A 17,420-nucleotide genomic window follows, 5' to 3' on the forward strand; every position below is an offset into this window, starting at 1 on the left:
CGTGGGGCTACAGTCCACCGCAGCCTCTTTGGCTCAGCCGCTCACTATCATTGTCACAGGTGCTCTTGTGAACCACGGCAGTTATCGGGTAATTTTTCTGGTCTGCGCGCTTTGCATTCTCGCGGCTTTGCTGAGCATTGCCCTCCTAAGCCCCTCGGCGGCAAAACAGGAGATCGAGCAGCATCGCGCCCTAGTCGAGCTTAGGTTATAAGGCACACAGATGCGGCAACGAGTTTTAAGTGCCATCGTAGGCATTGCCCTTTTCCTGTTTTTCTGTTTCAGCAACCCCATTCTCATGCTCTGTGGGGTTGTGCTTGTCGCCCTGCTTTGCGCTTACGAATGGACGACGGCCTACAGCAACAGACTCGTGCCGGAACTGCTATCTCCCACAGCAAATGCGCTACAGGCCAGCTTGCCCTTTCTCGGCGCCCTCTATCCGGTGGGCCTTTATCTGCGCCTCTCGCGAGGCGACATCCCTCCGCTCTATCCGTCTATCCTGGTGGCACTGCCCATTCCGGTGTTCGCTTTACTTACGCTCCGCGCAGCACGTACCGGCATAGCGCTCGGCTCGCTAAGGCGTTTTTACGGGCTTGTTGGCGCGGTTTATATCGCCCTTCCCATAAGCGGTTTGGTCATTCTGCGGAACTTCTTCACCATTCCCTCTGCCAAACCACCCATCGCCCATACCCCATTAGGTGCCTGGCTCGTTTTGTTCACCGCGGCTTGTGTATGGGCGGCCGATAGCCTGGCGTTTTTCGTGGGGCGACGTTTTGGGCGACATAAGCTCGCTCCCACCCTCTCTCCTGGCAAAACGTGGGAGGGAGTGCTGGGTGGCCTGCTCGGCGCTCTCATGGGCGGGGCGCTTGTTGCCCGTTGCCTGGGTCTGCCCTTTTGGGACGGAGTTATTTTAGGAACCACGGCGGGGATCGTAGGCCCTTGGGGAGATCTGTGGGAGTCGGCCATGAAGCGCGAGTTAGGATTAAAGGATTTTGGCCGCCTTCTGCCCGGCCACGGCGGGCTCCTCGACCGTTTCGACAGCCTCCTCTTTGTGTTGCCCCTTGCCTGTCTTTTTTGGGCGCTGCTATCCTAATTTTAACGGCTTTTACAAAGGCGAGCGGTCTTCGCCCCTTTCCAACTTGGGAGGGAGCGCCTTATGGGTTATCTCTACAACCATCACCATGAACCAACCCATCATCTGTAGGGACAGACCTCGTGCCTGCCCAAGAAAACATGGCAATCACAATGGGGAACCATCAAAAATAGAGGAACCTAAAGGGGTATCGCAAGGGCACCCCCTACAGCCCTACCCTACGCCTACCCCGATTCGGGAGAGGAGCTGACCACCTCAGCGGCCTGAATCATTCCCTTAATCGCCTATCTCTCTGGCCGCTGCATTGCCGTGCGCTTCTACAGCCCCCACCCCCCCGCCCCTCCCCCGATTCGGGAGAGGGGCACCTCGCGGTGGGCAACTCAGCGGCCTGTGTCGCTTCCTTCATCGCCTATCTCTCTGGCCGCTGCATCGCCGTGCGCTAGCACCTCCCGAATCGGGGGAAAGGATGGGATAGGGGGTGAATGAGGTAGGCTTGTTTTGCAAACTGCCTCTAGAACCGTGAGCCTGTCAGTCCCCACCCCTCAGAACGGGTGGGAAGTGAAACGCAAGATTTCTCGTCTTCGGCTCGAAATGACAGGTGTATTATCGGCGTGAAATGACAGGCGTTTATTTCACCGGCTCTTCAAGGCCGACAGTGGTACGCTCAAGGCCGACACCCTCCCCTCAAGGCCGACGCCTTCCCCTCATCTGCAAGACGAAATGAACTGTCTCTACACCCCCCTAGAACCTACGAAAATCAGGCACCCTAGACCCAACCAACACCTGACCAAAAAATTTTTTCCAAAAAATCCCAAAAAAACCCCAAAACCATGTAAAATTGGCACGAAAATTGCAGTAAAGAAGGATGGGTACGAAGCCCTCATAAACAATCGGCTTCAACCCTAACAATATCAAGGAGGACATGGTCATGAACACAAATCGTTTCGTCTGCTTCTTTCGGCTCCTCGCCTTGTTGGTGGGAGCGTGCTTGCTTGTCGGCCTGCAAACGGCAGGGGCACAACTTAACTTCACCCTCCAAAACCCCAACCCTACCGTGGCACCAGGGAGCACCTTCGCCTTCTTCGCTACCCTCACCAACACCGACCCCAACAACTCCATAGTCCTCACCGGAAACAACACCAACTACTCCGACCCCAATACGAACGACTTCAGCGACAACTTCCTCAACACGCCGCCGTCGTTGAACCCGGCCGGCACGAGTGGTTCGAGCTGGACGGGGGACTTGTTTGATGTGACGGTACCTGCTAACTCTGTGTCTGGGACGGTGTATACGGGGACATACGAGATAGACTTCACGGATGGTGGAGTTCCGGGTTCGGTAACACAGAACTTTAGTGTGACGGTAGGGGGTCATGCGACGACTCCGGAGGTAGGAAGTGTGTGGGGTTTATTGCTGTTAGTAGGGTTTGGCGTGTTATGGCGTCTAGGAGTAAGGCGTGGTGCCGGTTCGCTAAGTAGGGTAGGCGTCGCTCTGTTGTGCGGTGTTTTGCTGTATGGGAGCGGTATAGGAAGGGCTCAGGCACAGAACATCGAGATGGACGTGTTGGTGCATGCCTTCTCGGCAGTAGACTACAACTTCATTGGAACCAACCCCGACGGCGCCCAGCCCTCTGCCGGTGTCATTCAGGGCAAGGATGGAGCCTTGTATGGGACGACACAATATGGAGGCGCCAATGGGAATGGTGTCGTATTCAAGGTCAACCCTGACGGCTCCAACTTTCAGGTGATCCACAACTTCAATTACTTCGACGGCGCCCAGCCCTCTGCCGGTGTCATTCAGGGCAAGGATGGAGCTTTGTATGGGACGACTTATGGTGGAGGCGACAATGGGTTTGGCGTGGTGTTCAAGGTCAACCCCGATGGCTCCAAATTCCAGGTGCTCCATACCTTCAGTTACACTGACGGCGCCAATCCCTATGCAGGTGTTATCCAGGGCAGGGATGGAGCCTTGTATGGAACGACACTATCTGGAGGCGCCAATTTTAGTGGTGTCGTATTCAAGGTCAACCCTGACGGCTCCAAATTCCAGGTGCTTTATACCTTCTCGACACAAGACCCCCTTAATGGAACCAACTCCGACGGCGCTGGTCCAAACGGTGTCATTCAGGGGAATGATGGAGCTTTGTATGGGACGACCGAAGCTGGAGGCTCCAATAATTATGGCGTGGTGTTCAAGGTCAACCCCGATGGCTCCAAATTCCAGGTGCTCCATAGCTTCTATGGCGGTGATGGTGCCAATCCCTATGCCGGTGTCATTGAGGGCAAGGATGGAGCTTTGTATGGGACGACTTATGGTGGAGGCGACAATGGAGATGGTGTTGTATTCAAGATCAATACAAACGGCTCTAACTTCCAGGTGCTCTATAGCTTCGATTTCATGATCAATGACGGTTCCAATGTTAATGCCGGTGTCATTCAGGGAAGTGACGGAGCCTTGTATGGGACGACTGAAATTGGAGGCGCCTATGATGATGGCGTGGTGTTCAAGATCGACACAAATGGCTACTACCATCTGATCTATAACTTCTCAGCAAATAACAACTCCGACGGCGCTGGTCCAAACGGTGTCATTCAGGGGAATGATGGTAACTTGTATGGGACGACACAATCTGGAGGCGCCAATGGGAATGGTGTTATCTTTCGTATCGGCCCACAAGCCCTCTTCCTCAACCCCAATAACGCCCCAGCAGGCTCCAGCAACCTCACACTCACCGTCCTCGGAAACGGCTTCGCACAAAACGATACCCTCCTCTGGAACGGTATCACCATCTTTCCCACTTCCGTCTCCGCCGACGGCACCCAAATCCAGGCCACCATCCCCACGAACTTCCTCCCTGCACTAGGAGCTGCCACCCTGCAGGTGCAAGACCCCAACATTAACAACACCACCTCACCCCTTGTCTTCCTCATCGGGTGGCCGGTAATCCGCCTGTACCTTCGCCTCCAAAATGTCAACAACAACTTGTTGGCTACCCTCACGATAACCAACATCGGAGAGGCCCCGGCCACCAACTTGGCGGTGACCTCCTCGGTTCTAACGGACAGCACGGGGCAGAAGTTCAACACCAGCACGTCGTTGCCGTTGTTGTTAGGCACCCTCTCACCTGGCGGGAGTTTTTCGGCGACGCCTGGGGAGAGTGTATCGGCGACGTTGGTGTTTCCCTCTACGGTAGCCTCCGGTCCCGGTTTGTTACAGGTACGTGGAACCTATGGCGGGGGTAGTTTTGGTGGTACCTTCCGTGTGACGGTACCGTAGTACGGTGTGGAGTTAGGTAGTTCCTCCCTTCCTTCATCTATGAAGGAGGGGAGGTTTTTGTCTCTCAGTCCTCTCAAGCCCTACCCCTGCCCCTCTCTCCAATGGGGAGAGGGGCACCTAGCGGTGAGCGTCCTAGCGGACGGCGCCTTTGCGGCCTGTCTCATTTTCCTTAAACGCCTCTCTCTGGCCGCCGAGGTACTGTCTGCAAGACGAAAGGATGGGATAGGGGGTGAACGAAACTAACTCGTCTTGTTAACTGCCTCTAGAACCGAGCAATTGGCAGCTTCAACAGCCTCACCCCCATCCCCCTACAGGGAGAGGGGCTGACCACCTCAGCGGCCTGAATCATTCTCTTATCGGCAAAGCTACCTCTAGCACCATCAGCGTGGCGATCTCACAGACTCTGCCGATAAAAAGAGCCTTCCCCACCTAACGGCGGGGAAGACAAAATGACTGTGGACAGCAGAGCTAGTTGGTGCTTTCCGAGGGAGCGGGCTGTTCGAGTTGGTGCTCGATGGCCGCAATAACCTCCGGTTTGGTGGGGCTCATACCCGCGGGGAATCGCGCCACGATCTCACCGTTACGCCCGATGAGAAACTTCGCGAAGTTCCACTCGATAGGCCCGCCGAACTTCGGATCGGTCTCCTTGTCGGTCAGGAATTTGTAGAGCGGCGCTTGGGTGTCGCCCTTCACATCTATTTTAGCGAACATGGGGAAGGTAACATGATATTTGCTCGTGCAGAACTGTTTGATCTGCTGGTTATCGCCCGGCTCTTGATGCCCGAAGTCGTTGGAGGGGAAGCCGAGAATCACGAAGCCCTTGTCTTTGTACTTCTCATAGAGCTGTTCGAGAGCGGCATATTGTGGCGTATTGCCGCAGAGCGAGGCGGTGTTTACGATTAGGATGACCTTTCCAACATAGCGGGCAAGGTTCACGTTGTTGCCATCAATGTCTTTCATCACAAACCGAAGTACCGGCGGAACATTCACATGGACGTTGGGGTAATCGAGCACCGTAGGTTTGGCATCGGGCCCCATCGCGTCGGGCGAAACGCCGGCCAGCTTCGCCTCATACTCGTTGTCGAAGTCGGCGAAGGAGTGGTTATGTGTGGCATAGTAAAGACCTCGAAAGTTGCGCGGCCCTCCGGGTACCACGTGGCAGTAGACGCAAGGTTTGTTCTCCTTCTTTGCAAAGGCCGGCGTCGCATGAGCCTGAGAGCCTAACCCCAACAGCGTTAGCCCCACACAGAGCGCTGGAAGCCAGCGTAAAGTACGAATCATTTACTCTTCCTCCTTAGGTCATCATGAGTTTTCGCGAACAGTGTTTATTCGATTTAGACAGACGATCATCCTTGCAAGTTACAACCATTTAGGGCCGGTAGAGATGCGACTTAGAGCTTGGCAGACGCATCAGGAGCGATGGGGGGTGCTTGTCCATCGTCGTTCTGCCAGTTATAAGCACCTTTTTAGTCCGGTTGACACGATGTCGGCCAGGGAATGCGCCGTGCCGGCGAGCACAAAGCCGGCTAGAAAAGCCAAGCTTTCCTGCGGGTGGGTGCGCATGATCTGCCCTAACGAGTGCGCCTCCAGTTGTGTGACAGAGGCGGGGTCTACATGCATCCCGCACCGATTCCATAGCCACACACCTACCCAGGAGAGCAAAAAGAACATGGTGCCTAAATAGAGCGCTCGGATAATGCCTCCCGCGATAAGCCCATGCGAAACCCAAGAACGGTGTGGTACCAACACCCGATAAGGCCACCAGATAAACCGCAACGGCCCCCAGCGCCGGTACTCGCGCGAATTGGTATCTAAATCTCCGGCACAGGCAAGTCCGGCGAAAAGATAGGCCCCACTGAAACAGCAGAGCGGTGCCAGCGACGCCGGGTGCACCTCGGCCACGTAGAGTATGTCGAAGACGGCCAAGGTGGAGACGGTGATAAGATCATGAACGCGCGCTCCGGGCATCTCTCCTCGCAAACGAAAGATATTTCAACGAATAGGGCCTTTTCTCCTGCCCATGAAGGCATAGGCCTAAAGATACCGATGATTTTTATGGGAGATGGCACTTTCCCGTAAAAATTATGACACCGAAACCCCTGTTTGATCGTCCATAATATTGGATAGTTGGATAAGAGGGTTCTCCAACCATCCAACTATCGAAAAGAGAGAACAAAAAGAAAGGAGGCGCCAGGGTTATGGTTACCAATGAAAAGCCCAACGTGCCAACGCCTGAAAGCCTAGAACAAACTCGAAGTGAGGAGCAAGGCCGCGCCATTCATGGCCAGGTCACCAAGTCGAAGGAAGAGCTTGAACAGACTCACCGCGAGTTTGAACGGCTGATGGCCCGCACTCAGAAGAGGGCTTACAACATGGCCTACCGCATGACGGGGAATCGAGATGATGCCGAGGACCTAACTCAGGAGGCCTATCTGCGCGCCTACCGTTCCTTCGATACCTACAATCGGCAGATGCCTTTTGAACGCTGGTTCTACCGCATCCTTTCTAACCTCTTCATTGATGTGCTGCGCCGTCAGCCCAAACAGAAAACGCTGTCGCTCGATCAACCCACAAGCGACGAGGACGGCGAGGAGAACCTCTTGCTGCAGATACCCGACCCGAAAGGCGGACCGGAAGATATCGTGATGCGCGAGGTAATGGATGAACGGTTGCAGGAAGCCCTCGCCAAGCTGCCCGAATCGTTCCGCCAGGCCGTCTGGCTCTGCGATGTGGAGGGATACTCCTACGAGGAGATCGCGCGCATCATGAACTCCTCCATCGGCACGGTACGCTCACGCATACACAGAGGGCGCACGCTCCTGCGCAAATATTTAGAAGCCTCTGGAGAGACTTCTAAATCGCAAAAAACGTCCTCATTGCCGCCCATGCAGGCGAAGCCTGCATAAGCCTTAACCTAAAAACCCAAAAACCATACACCCCTTCCTACCGAGATGTAGAAAGGGGCTTTTTGTTACGAACCTAACTTGTTCGCGCAGCTCGCCGCTCCTCCACCGCTTTACAGGTGCGCAACCAAACTCGCTGTGGCGGCTCCTCGTAGCCCTTCCAAGCATAGGGGTCTATGCCGGCTACCGGCACAATGCAGCGCCTATCGGCAGTAGCCACCGACTCGCCTTCGCGTAAAGACCACGGCAAGAACGACCAAGCGTTGCAGTAGTGGTTTACCAAGACGCGACGGTAGATGCGGCTTCGATTCTTCAGCGAGCGATGCAACAGATAGCCGTTGAAGAACACCACCGTGCCCGTCTTTACCTCCACAGGAATCTGCCCGCTCTCATCGAACCCATAGCTCTCCGGCGCAAAATCGAACTCATCGGGGTTGTTGTGCGTCCGCTGTGGATAGAGATAGCCGGTTCTGTGTGAGCCGGGAATAACCCACAAACAGCCGTTCTCCACAGTCGCATCGTCTAAGGCGATCCAGGCTCCGATGAGAGAGCGATCACGGGTAGGAATATAGATTTCGTCCTGATGCCATGCCTGGCCTTGAAATTCAGGTGGCTTCACAAAGAGCATGGACTGCATGCATTTCACGCTGCCATCCCACCACGGCAGGTGCGCTGCGGTGATCTGCGATAAAACGCCGCAGATGGCGGGATGCTTCACATACTTCAACATCACCGGGCTAATGTAGTGTGGCTGGTGAATGCACAGTATGCCCTCTAAAACCTCTTGGTCGCTCCAATCGGCGGGGGCCGGCTCTATTCCCTCACAGGGGTAGGCTCCACGGGCGATCGCCACGATGTCCGCCCGAAGTTCCTCAACCTCTGCCTCCGACACCAGCCCTTCAATGACCAGAAAGCCTTCTTCCACAAACCGCCGAACCTGCGCTTCATCGAGTGGCTTTGGAACTTCGATCCGCTCCGTCACGCTGCCAATCGTCATTGAGAGCCTCCTACACAAAACGCTCAATTCTATATTATAATCAAGTTCCTCAAAGTTTCGATTCTTCGGTGGCCATCTATGAGGCACGCAACGGTCTTCTGCGAGGAACCTCCTCCGACTTAAGGCTTATTCGCCAGTCGGCTACGCAGCATCGGCAGCGCATTTAACAATCAGTGGCCCTGCACCGAGAGCAAATAGGTCGGTATACTCCGGGCATTCAACCATAAACACAGACGTTTCTATGGCGAGCATAGCCTGAATAACTGGCTCTGTCCTTTAATTTTCGTTAGGGGTTTTTCTAATACGCTATTTTGTCCTCATGCACGACGGGCAACTCGTCCAACCAAGATAAGTCTCTACCGACAACAAGCTCTAGCATTGTTGCGTGATGCGTGTTCTTCATAGGAATTAAACGCATCTGAAACCCATGCCGCCGCGCCATTTCCTTCACCTCATCTGATTCATCATAGGTCATCAGAAAATCGCCTGCCAGCGACTCGCACATGGTGAAGAGACGGTCGTGTTCAAGGCAATGGTGCTTATAAAGGCGCTTACCTGCTTTCTTCCCTCCCGCGGTATAAGGAGGATCTATGAAATAGATAGCCTCTTTATTGGCTGCGTATTCCGCCATTACGTTTAATCCATCGTCACAACGAAACTCCATTCTGCCCACAACCTGGTTGAGATTAAGAAGCCTATGCGCAAGCGTCCTAGGGTACCAGCGCGAGCCAATTCCTTTTCCGTTCTCACCGTACTTTATAAAGCGAGAGCCTTCGGCGAGTATTCCTCCATGTAAGGTTCTGTTTCTCAGGATGGTTTGAAAGGCCTTTTCCCTTAACGTTGTCGGGGTTTTCTGAAGCTCTTCTAAAACCGCTTCTCTCGTCATCTGGAACGTCAGAATGCGATCGGCCAACCAGGTCGCCTCGCCTTGAATAACAGCTTCCCAAACGGCAGCGATCTCATCATCTAATTCGACCATAACAACCTTCTCAACCAGGTTCTCAAAGAGGGCCGTGAGGCTGATAATGCCCCTGCCGGCAAATGGCTCAATCAGCACTTTTGGCCTGGTGTTTTTACCGGCCACCCAACGACGGAATACCGGCACAAACCACGTTTTTCCGCCGGGATAACGAAAGGGGCTGCGCTGCGGCACAGAGGCAACGTTGACCGGCTTCGGCCGGCCTATCTCCGTAGCTCCCTCAGCAAAGAGCGATAACTGACTTTGGTTGATCATATCAAAATAGCTTTCTCTGCAAACCGCGCGCAACCGATCTTTTTGGAGATGAAATAACGGTCGCTTTCTGACGGCTTTCTAAAAACCATGCTTGGAGAGCCATCACAAATGCGGTTCAACAAGTAGCGTTTCTAGAACGCGATCTTAGACAGAGGTGAGGCTCCATAAATCGCGTACCAAGAATGTCTGAAAATCCCTAATTTGTTCGCGAAGCTTCTCGTCCATGCGCATTTCGGACCGCGGATCCACATAGTACACACCGTCCAACGGAACGATGGCCACAGTGTAACCTAGAAAATGGTTGCTCTTAAAAGTGGAGCTAACGCTAAATATACTGTTACCTACCTTTGCACGCTGAACATCGTGCAAGAAGATGGCGATTACAGGCACATCTCTACCGAGCAATTTCGTTAAGAGATACTTGTCAAGGAATATCCTATCTAACCGATCCTTGCTGGTCGTCTTTACAGAGACGACGATCTCTGTTTCATGAAGGAAAGGAGTCTCAGCAGCCCTAAGAGCTTTATTGAGAGATAATACCAAGTCTAACCCATACGACAATTCATAGCTTGGATAATCTGGAATCGGGATACGAATAGTGCGCGGTTCGCACTCTAACCCTACCTCTTGTATAATTAGCCTTATGAGTATCTCAAACAGCTGTCCAACGCGTTTCCGAGATTGATTCGCATTCTCAAATGAATCCCCAATGCAGCCTATAGACTGCTGAAGCGTATATACAACTTTATTGACTTCGCTTGTCTCAAGGTAGCGATTTACACGCTCATGTTGCACCACAGAGCCTTGATAACGCTTTAAGTCGGCAAGAAATGCAACAAACCTTTCAAAGGCTACTTGGAAATTATCTACGTGCTCGATGAACAGGCTTGTATTCAAAGGTCGAGTAATTTTATAGCCATAAGACTCACCATATTGAAAAAATGCATAATTACTATGTGTTGGCGAAATAATACGAGTCGGCTGCGTTCGTGTTAGCAGTTCAAGAAAGGCCTTGCACAGCCTAAAATAGTCTTCGAGTGTGTTAAAGGCGGCCGTATCGCAAAGGCTAGCCTGCAAATCTACAAGGGTCACCTGCGTCATCGAATAGATTTTCTTCTTTCGGCATTCTCGAAATCGTATTGTATCCACTTTTCTATTGGCCAATCTTCGACAAGCTCAATCCGTCTGACGGCCCACCGACAATATTCCAGTGAAATGTCGCACCCCTTCCACCTACGTTGCAGTTGCTCCGCCACAACAGCCGTGGTTCCAGAGCCTAGAAAGGGATCGATGACCAAGTCACCTACATTAGAAGAAGCCAAAACTAGCTTACGCAGAAGCTCTTCCGGTTTCTGAGTTGGGTGAGGGGTTTTTTCGTGCATCCCGTTGCAAGTTGTCGGAATTTCAATAACATCTCTTGGTTTCGCACCACGTGGATTCGGCAGCCATGCAGTGTGCTTTCGACCATTGCCTTTTCCGTATTGACTAGTTTCCGCTTGAGGATGCTCTGGGTACTTTAAGGTGTGATTGCCGTAAGGAATACGCACATCATCTATATTGAAAGGGAATTGCCGCCCCTTTCTGAAATGCAGGATGCTCTCATGAGAGCGTCCCCAATCGGAGCCTAGATTCGCCTTATTTTTATAATGCCAAATAAGCCAACGACATCCTTTAAAAAAACGAGAGGCCGGCAGCTTCAAATCGGCAATGATCTCCGAAAACCCACAGATATATAAGGTGCCCGTAGGTTTGAGGACTCTTGCAGCTTCCTTTATCCATTGTAAGGACCATTCAACATACTGCTCTTGCGATTCAAAAGTATCCCACTCTGCCTTCTTGATATTATATGGTGGGTCGGCAAAAACCATATCAACCGTTTCGGTTTCCAGTGTTCGAAGCCAAGCGATAGCATCACCGACCCATATTTCTCCATGAGGATGAGAGTAGAATAAAATGGGCGTGCCGGAATCTAACTGCGAGGCACCTACATCAAAAACCTTTCCTTTGAGCATCTGCTGCCCCAAAAGCGTTGGTAGCTCTCTGTTCCGCGTATATCCGGTAGATGGCTCGTTGATCTCAAAAAGAGACGGTGAAAGTTTTTTGTGTCGCTCCTCCATAGCTCCCATTATACCTTACCCTACCCATCGCCCAAACCAGACGAACGGAGCCTTTTCACATCAAAAGGAAACCCCCTGTTCACGAGTATTAAATCTTAATCTCTCCTTCGTGCCCAGCGATTTGGAACCAAGAAAGCGTTTAGCCAAAGCAGGAATCTTGAAGGTGCGTCACGAATTCTGCTTATACTACTTTTGCCCACTTTTAGGAGGAGTCTCTTGTACCGATCGAAACTTGCGATAGTTCTCTGCCTCGCCATGCTTGTCATCGGCGGGCTTTTGAGCGGTGCTCGTCCTGCACGCGCCCAAAACCAAACGGAGCGTGCCCTTGCCTCCTTCTTCAATATCGGAGGCTATTTCTTTCTCGATCATAAGCTCGTGAATGCTATCGGCAGCCCCAAGTTCTACTCCGAAGGCAACTTCTTCAGCGCACCGGCACGGCTTGGAAGCTATGAGGTGGCAGGCGGTGTGGAGTTTCTTAGCGCGAACGACCATTTCTTCCCCTTCAGTGGAGGGAATAGCGTGGGTTTTGTTGGCCCCTGTGTGCGATTCTCTACCCCCTTGCGCAACAACCATCTGCGCTTCCTTCTCACCCTCGGCGTCTATGCCACCACCCTAAATGCCGGTAGCGTCGGTGTGAATACCACCACCATTGCCCCTGGAGGAGCCATCGAAGCCGATTATCGCTTTGCGCGCTACTTTACTTTTGCCGTCGGTTTCCGAATCGGCAGCTCCATCCACGACTATAATACAAGTGGCTTTATCATCGGGCTACGCTTCTTCTAAGAATCGCGTAACCTTGTGAGACGACCCATGCACGAAATAGTAGACCTTCGCAGCGATACGGTTACACGCCCTACCCCCGCCATGAGGAAGGCTATGGCGCAGGCCGAGGTTGGCGACGACGTTTTCGACGACGACCCCACCGTGCATCAATTGCAACAGCTTGCCGCCCAAATCACCGGCAAAGAGGCGGCCCTGTTTATGCCCTCCGGCACCATGAGCAACACCGTGGCTATCTGCGTGCACACTCAGCCCGGCGATGAGATTCTGCTCGATACAGAGGCTCACTCCATGCTCTATGAAGTAGGCGCCCCCGCCCGACTAGCCCACGTACTGACCCGTACTTTCCCTAGCAAGGAGGGCGTTCCTTGTTTTGAAGAGATCGAACGCTCCCTGCATATCGCCTCGCTCCATAGCCCGCGTACCGCGCTGCTGGTGCTGGAAAATACCCATAATCGGGCCGGTGGATATCCTATTCCCATAGAAGTGCACCAACGCCTCTATGCGCTCTGTCAAGCACACCATGTGCGCATTCACATAGATGGCGCACGCATCTTCAATGCCTCTATTGCAACAAACACCCCTGTAGCCCAATTTGCAGCGTGTGCCGACAGCCTTACCTTCTGCCTCTCCAAAGGCCTGGGATGCCCTATTGGCTCCGTGCTCTGCGGCTCTTACGAGTTCATCCAACAGGCCAAACGCGTGCGCAAAATGCTTGGCGGTGGAATGCGCCAGGTAGGCATTCTCGCTGCAGCCGGCATCTACGCTCTGCAACACCATATCGAGCGACTTGCCGAAGACCATCGCCGTGCCCGTCTGCTCGCCCAAAATATCGCCGGCGCTCCGGGCATTTTGGTAGAAAACCCGAACCCACCCACCAATATGGTCTATTTCCAAACCCAAGCCCCCGCCGATGCGTTTGTGGAACGACTGAAAACAGACCATCATGTGCTTTGCCACGCCACCAGCCCGCATCGTATCCGCCTGGTAACCCACCTCGATGTGGATGATGACGATATTGACCATGCTGCTCAGGCTATTTGCACCGTGAGTAAAGTGCTGCACTGAGGAACTACATCGCCCTACCACCTGTTTCTGTAAAAAGAAGGAAGACCACAAACAAGCGTATAATAGTTTCGTAACCTACTTTTGTGAGGAGGTTTTATGGCACGTATTGTTACCGGTGGGGTGCGACGGGATGGAGAGGCCTATTCCAGCCGAATGGGGCTTTCCGAGTTCGTTATTCTCATCTGTCTTATCGGCGCCATCGCCTGGGGAGTGAACTACTACTTCAACGTCTATCGCAAGTCGCCAACCTACGCGCTCAAAGTCTTTCTCGGAGCGATAGAGGCCGGCCGTTCTGACGAACAGTACAACCTGCTAAGCGACTACGATAAAATGTACTACCCCACCGAGAAACAGTATGAAAACAGTTGCCCGCTAGCACATGGCTATACCGAGCGACTACCGAGTTTTGACCTCGCCCCCCCTAAACCCGACCAGAACCCAAACACCGTTCAGATTGACGCTACCCTGCACGTCACCAGCAATATGGCGCACGAGGCCCTTTACCAGGCCGGGACAACCCACACGGTGCATGTGGTGTTTCGCCTTATTCACGATCAAAACGGACAATGGAAGGTTTGGTTGCAGAAATCCAACCTAACCAACCTTCTGCAAATTACGCCAAACCCACCCGGAAGCAATTTCTAGCCAAATAGGAGGCATTTTATGATCAACTGCCCTCATTGCAACCAACCGGTTGATGAACAAACGAACTTTTATTGCCCTAGCTGTCGCAAACCGTTGCGCTCCTTAAGCGGCGAACTGCTAACGCCGCCCACCACGCCAACCCAATCGCCCTCAACATCGGGGCCGGCTCCAACCAACTTGCCCGGCCCCACGGTAACACAACCTACGCCCAACCTGCCACCAACCCGCCCTACCATGGCGCCAACGGCCTATCGTCTCCAAAACGAGCAAGAAAAGGAGAGCAAAGTCGCGCGTTATGTCATTGCATTCTGCCTTCTCGTCTTCATTGCGGTGCTTGGCGCCGGGGGCTACATATGGTGGATGCACACCCACTCGAATCCGGAAGATACGGCCAAGCGTTTTGTAGAGGCCATCAGCAACGAGGACATGGAAACCCTCTATAACCTCTCTATCCTGCCCGACAATGTGAAAGCAAAATATCCCGATGCCAAGAGCTTTGCAGACAATTTCAAGCGCGAACGTGCCGCCATGAATAGCACCGGAACCGGCCAGGTGATAGATATGTTCTTTAAGTTGTTTAAAGGGGCGAAGGTGGGGCATGCGACCATCAACGGAGATACGGCCACGGTTCCCATTACCCTACATATTACGTTCGGTCCAATTAGCACCGATAGCCAACAGAATCTCCCGATGCGCTACGATCATGGCATGTGGAAAGTAGATATGTCTGCGATGCCCGTACCTACTTCGCCTTTACCGGCAGGCAGCAGCGCGCCAGGGGGTCTGTTAGGCGTAGGCGGCGGAATGTGAGGCATCCAATCGGAGGCGCATAATGCAATGGCGCCGTGTGGCTGTGGCCAAAATAGCAGACCTCCCACCCGATCGAGGGCTTACCGTGCCCCTAAACGAGGAGCGTGAATGCACACTCTTTCTTCATAAAGGCCGGTGCTATGCGGTTGGCAGTCTCTGCCCCCATCAAAACGCCCCCCTTTGCAACGGTCTCTTGGAAGGGAACGACGTGCTCGTCTGTCGCCGACATGGCTTTCGTTTTAGCCTTCAAACCGGCGAGTGCCTCACTCTGGGAGGATATGGAATTCCAACCTATCCTGTGGAGATCGAAGAGGCAAGCGGAACTATTTTCGTTCGCTTCCTCGACGATTCGCCTTAGCGTTGCGGTCTCGATGGCGCCTGCCCCGGAACTTGACGCTCGGGTAGATACTGTCGGGCGAACTGATCTTCCACAATACTGCCATCTTTTAACAGATCGATGTAGATAGTCTGTTTTTGAAAATTGGAGATAGAGAAAGTGCCCAACCAGAACCGCGCCACAATGGTATCGCCCGGCGCATTTGGGGCAGGTGGCCTATAGGTGACCTCACGAGGTGGGTCGTTGTCGCCAGGGCGATAGGTAAAGCTGGTGGCATCTGGAAGATAGTTTGGGATAAGTACTTGCAGATTCGGCGGGAACTGCCCATCGTGATCTTTTTCATAAAGCTGCAAGCCCGTACGTATCTCTCGAAGCTTTTGCTCGCAAACCGGAGCCGCCCCGATAAACTGCACTACCCCTTGAAACTGGTGCCCGACCTTTTTAGCAGCAAAAATCCCCCCAAAAATCATCATCAGTACGAGCACACCACAACCACCCAACGCCCAAAGCAGACAGTTTGTGCCTGTAGAACGACGTGGTGGTCCTACGCTTGGCGGGTAAGAATAAGGCGGCGGAACGCTAGGGCTTGAAAGAGGCGGCGGGCTTTCCATTGCCGGCTACTCTCCACCGGTGGCCAGATGCATGATCTTCTCTTGCGTGGCCTCCTCACGACTTAGCTCCCCAACGATGCGTCCTTCATGCATCACGAGAATGCGATCGCTCATCCCCAAAATCTCCGGCAGCTCCGAAGAGATCATCAAGATGCCTACTCCCTGCGAGGCCAGTTCGTTCATCAGCTCATAGATTTCACTCTTCGCGCGCACATCTATGCCGCGCGTCGGCTCATCTAAAATCAGCACCTTTGCGCCGGCAAAAAGCCACTTGGCCAATACCACCTTCTGCTGGTTGCCACCAGATAGGTTTTTCACGGCCTGCTCGATGGTGGGTGTCTTAATGCTAAGCTCTTGGCGATACTTCTCGGCAACGCTGCGCTCTTTTGCTAAACGAATAAAACCGGCGGCCGAGAGCGCCTGCAAATTGGAGAGCGTATTGTTGGAACGTACGGCCATTCCCAACACCAACCCCTGCTGTTTTCTATCCTCCGTTACCAGCCCGATTCCGGCACGGATGGCATCGCGCGGCGAACGGATGCGCACCGGTTTCCCATCTATTTCAATGGTGCCGCTATCAATGGGGTCGGCTCCAAAGATGGCGCGTGCCGTTTCGGTGCGCCCCGCACCAACCAAACCGGCCAAACCGACGATCTCGCCCCGATGTACCTCAAAAGAGATGTCATGGAGCACGCCCTTGCGGTTGAGATGGCTCACCCGTAGTACCGGCGGACCGATGGGCACCGCAACTTTAGGAATGGCCTCTTTCAACTCGCGCCCCACCATCAGGCGGATGATCTCCTCGCGCGTGAGTTCGGCCACCTTTTTGGTCGCCACATAGCGCCCATCACGCAGCACCGTAGCCCTGTCGCAAATCTCGAATATCTCTTCCAGTCGGTGAGAGACGTAGATTACGCTGATCCCCTCCGAACGCAACTGCCGAATGAGGTCGAAAAGGGCATCAATCTCATGTTCGGTGAGGGTAGCCGTAGGTTCGTCCATCACCAGAATCTTTGTTTTGCGTCCCAACGCCTTCGCTATCTCCACCATCTGCTGCTGGGCCACACTCAACTGATTTACCGGTGTGCGCACGTCGAAACGTGCACGAATGCGGTTCATAAGCTGTTGGGCCTCGCGGTAAAGGGTTTTGAAATCCACGAATCCCGGCACCGCCCCCTGCGGTTCACGCCCCAAAAAGATGTTTTCCGCTGCACTGAGATAGGGCACAAGGTTGAACTCCTGATAGATCGTGGAAATGCCGAGGTCCATGGCTTTCTGTGGGCTATCAATCACCACCGACCTGCCCTCGATATAGATTTCCCCCTGGTCGGCCATGGTGACCCCAGAGAGAATCTTGATGAGCGTGGATTTCCCCGCTCCGTTCTCTCCCAGCAGAGCGTGAACCTCCCCGTGCTCTAAAGAAAAGCTCACGTCATCAAGCGCCTTCACACCGGGGTACTGTTTACTGATATGGCGCATCTCCAAAAGAGGCGGTCGGCCCTCTAACACGGCCGCCCGAGACGATTCCTGAGGATGGGCATCACTCATGCC

Annotated in this window: 17 protein-coding genes; 9 read left to right on the plus strand and 8 right to left on the minus strand. The window is 53.5% G+C overall.

Features of this window, described 5'->3' with window-relative positions:
- From VKV29_RS05610 to VKV29_RS05620, 3 genes are all read left to right on the plus strand, one after another.
- Positions 1-211: hypothetical protein (locus VKV29_RS05610; RefSeq protein WP_324200324.1), on the plus strand; the 211-nt coding region annotated here is incomplete at its 5' end.
- Between the two features lie 9 nt (positions 212-220).
- On the plus strand, positions 221-1,090 hold the full coding sequence (locus VKV29_RS05615; protein WP_324200325.1) for a phosphatidate cytidylyltransferase: 870 nt from the start codon (positions 221-223) through the stop codon (positions 1,088-1,090).
- Between the two features lie 928 nt (positions 1,091-2,018).
- Positions 2,019-4,367, plus strand: coding sequence for a choice-of-anchor tandem repeat GloVer-containing protein (locus tag VKV29_RS05620; protein ID WP_324200326.1), 2,349 nt, complete (start codon positions 2,019-2,021; stop codon positions 4,365-4,367).
- 468 nt (positions 4,368-4,835) lie between these two features.
- Here the strand turns inward: VKV29_RS05620 and VKV29_RS15280 are convergent, their stop codons facing one another.
- Together VKV29_RS15280 and VKV29_RS05630 are read right to left on the minus strand one after the other, a co-directional pair.
- On the minus strand, positions 4,836-5,648 hold the full coding sequence (locus tag VKV29_RS15280; protein ID WP_343217343.1) for a glutathione peroxidase: 813 nt from the start codon (positions 5,646-5,648) through the stop codon (positions 4,836-4,838).
- 171 nt (positions 5,649-5,819) lie between these two features.
- Complete coding sequence (locus tag VKV29_RS05630) at positions 5,820-6,335, minus strand: metal-binding protein (protein WP_324200327.1); 516 nt, start codon at positions 6,333-6,335, stop codon at positions 5,820-5,822.
- Positions 6,336-6,565: 230 nt separating this feature from the next.
- On the opposite strand from VKV29_RS05630, the gene VKV29_RS05635 reads away from it, so the two are divergent.
- On the plus strand, positions 6,566-7,273 hold the full coding sequence (locus VKV29_RS05635) for a sigma-70 family RNA polymerase sigma factor (protein ID WP_324200328.1): 708 nt from the start codon (positions 6,566-6,568) through the stop codon (positions 7,271-7,273).
- Between the two features lie 73 nt (positions 7,274-7,346).
- Here VKV29_RS05635 and VKV29_RS05640 read toward each other — a convergent pair whose 3' ends face one another.
- The 4 genes from VKV29_RS05640 to VKV29_RS05655 form a co-directional block, all read right to left on the minus strand.
- Positions 7,347-8,267 carry a phytanoyl-CoA dioxygenase family protein gene (locus VKV29_RS05640; RefSeq protein ID WP_324200329.1) on the minus strand — a complete coding sequence of 307 codons (921 nt, stop codon included), beginning with the start codon at positions 8,265-8,267 and terminating at the stop codon, positions 7,347-7,349.
- 298 nt (positions 8,268-8,565) lie between these two features.
- A complete protein-coding gene (locus tag VKV29_RS05645) occupies positions 8,566-9,501 on the minus strand; it encodes a DNA adenine methylase (protein WP_324200330.1) in 936 nt (311 codons plus the stop codon).
- A gap of 144 nt (positions 9,502-9,645) precedes the next feature.
- A complete protein-coding gene (locus VKV29_RS05650; protein WP_324200331.1) occupies positions 9,646-10,602 on the minus strand; it encodes a hypothetical protein in 957 nt (318 codons plus the stop codon).
- A complete protein-coding gene (locus VKV29_RS05655; protein WP_343217344.1) occupies positions 10,599-11,513 on the minus strand; it encodes a site-specific DNA-methyltransferase in 915 nt (304 codons plus the stop codon). The genes VKV29_RS05650 and VKV29_RS05655 overlap by 4 nt, the downstream gene beginning before the upstream one ends.
- Positions 11,514-11,834: 321 nt before the next feature.
- Between VKV29_RS05655 and VKV29_RS05660 the strand changes: the two genes are divergently transcribed.
- The 5 genes from VKV29_RS05660 to VKV29_RS05680 all read left to right on the plus strand — a co-directional run bounded on the left by VKV29_RS05660 (position 11,835) and on the right by VKV29_RS05680 (position 15,279).
- Positions 11,835-12,401 carry a hypothetical protein gene (locus tag VKV29_RS05660; RefSeq protein ID WP_324200333.1) on the plus strand — a complete coding sequence of 189 codons (567 nt, stop codon included), beginning with the start codon at positions 11,835-11,837 and terminating at the stop codon, positions 12,399-12,401.
- Positions 12,402-12,428: 27 nt separating this feature from the next.
- Positions 12,429-13,466: a low-specificity L-threonine aldolase gene (gene ltaE, locus VKV29_RS05665; RefSeq protein WP_324200334.1), complete on the plus strand. Its 1,038-nt coding sequence runs from the start codon at positions 12,429-12,431 to the stop codon at positions 13,464-13,466.
- Positions 13,467-13,562: 96 nt separating this feature from the next.
- The gene (locus VKV29_RS05670; RefSeq protein ID WP_324200335.1) at positions 13,563-14,111 is read left to right on the plus strand and encodes a hypothetical protein; all 549 of its coding nucleotides are present in this window, start codon (positions 13,563-13,565) and stop codon (positions 14,109-14,111) included.
- An 18-nt stretch (positions 14,112-14,129) separates the two neighbouring features.
- Entirely contained in the window at positions 14,130-14,921 is a 792-nt protein-coding gene (locus VKV29_RS05675) for a hypothetical protein (RefSeq protein ID WP_324200336.1), read from the plus strand.
- Between the two features lie 22 nt (positions 14,922-14,943).
- A complete protein-coding gene (locus VKV29_RS05680; RefSeq protein WP_324200337.1) occupies positions 14,944-15,279 on the plus strand; it encodes a Rieske (2Fe-2S) protein in 336 nt (111 codons plus the stop codon).
- Here the strand turns inward: VKV29_RS05680 and VKV29_RS05685 are convergent.
- Positions 15,276-15,869, minus strand: a complete 594-nt coding sequence (locus VKV29_RS05685) for a hypothetical protein (RefSeq protein ID WP_324200338.1) — start codon at positions 15,867-15,869, stop codon at positions 15,276-15,278. The genes VKV29_RS05680 and VKV29_RS05685 overlap by 4 nt on opposite strands.
- Positions 15,870-15,875: 6 nt before the next feature.
- The gene (locus tag VKV29_RS05690) at positions 15,876-17,417 is read right to left on the minus strand and encodes a sugar ABC transporter ATP-binding protein (RefSeq protein WP_324200339.1); all 1,542 of its coding nucleotides are present in this window, start codon (positions 17,415-17,417) and stop codon (positions 15,876-15,878) included.
- Positions 17,418-17,420 lie beyond the last annotated feature (3 nt).

This window comes from Chthonomonas sp., assembly GCF_035294165.1.
Classification (GTDB): domain Bacteria; phylum Armatimonadota; class Chthonomonadetes; order Chthonomonadales; family Chthonomonadaceae; genus Chthonomonas.

Coding starts and splice junctions, on each gene's coding strand:
- VKV29_RS05640 (WP_324200329.1), bottom strand. CDS start 8,267: ATGACGATTGGCAGCGTGACGGAGCGGATCGAAGTTCCAAAGCCACTC.
- VKV29_RS05630 (WP_324200327.1), bottom strand. CDS start 6,335: ATGCCCGGAGCGCGCGTTCATGATCTTATCACCGTCTCCACCTTGGCC.
- VKV29_RS05650 (WP_324200331.1), bottom strand. CDS start 10,602: ATGACGCAGGTGACCCTTGTAGATTTGCAGGCTAGCCTTTGCGATACG.
- VKV29_RS05680 (WP_324200337.1), top strand. CDS start 14,944: ATGCAATGGCGCCGTGTGGCTGTGGCCAAAATAGCAGACCTCCCACCC.
- VKV29_RS05655 (WP_343217344.1), bottom strand. CDS start 11,513: ATGCTCAAAGGAAAGGTTTTTGATGTAGGTGCCTCGCAGTTAGATTCC.
- VKV29_RS05685 (WP_324200338.1), bottom strand. CDS start 15,869: ATGGAAAGCCCGCCGCCTCTTTCAAGCCCTAGCGTTCCGCCGCCTTAT.
- VKV29_RS05675 (WP_324200336.1), top strand. CDS start 14,130: ATGATCAACTGCCCTCATTGCAACCAACCGGTTGATGAACAAACGAAC.
- VKV29_RS05615 (WP_324200325.1), top strand. CDS start 221: ATGCGGCAACGAGTTTTAAGTGCCATCGTAGGCATTGCCCTTTTCCTG.
- ltaE (WP_324200334.1), top strand. CDS start 12,429: ATGCACGAAATAGTAGACCTTCGCAGCGATACGGTTACACGCCCTACC.
- VKV29_RS05620 (WP_324200326.1), top strand. CDS start 2,019: ATGAACACAAATCGTTTCGTCTGCTTCTTTCGGCTCCTCGCCTTGTTG.
- VKV29_RS05690 (WP_324200339.1), bottom strand. CDS start 17,417: ATGAGTGATGCCCATCCTCAGGAATCGTCTCGGGCGGCCGTGTTAGAG.
- VKV29_RS05645 (WP_324200330.1), bottom strand. CDS start 9,501: ATGATCAACCAAAGTCAGTTATCGCTCTTTGCTGAGGGAGCTACGGAG.
- VKV29_RS05635 (WP_324200328.1), top strand. CDS start 6,566: ATGGTTACCAATGAAAAGCCCAACGTGCCAACGCCTGAAAGCCTAGAA.
- VKV29_RS05670 (WP_324200335.1), top strand. CDS start 13,563: ATGGCACGTATTGTTACCGGTGGGGTGCGACGGGATGGAGAGGCCTAT.
- VKV29_RS15280 (WP_343217343.1), bottom strand. CDS start 5,648: ATGATTCGTACTTTACGCTGGCTTCCAGCGCTCTGTGTGGGGCTAACG.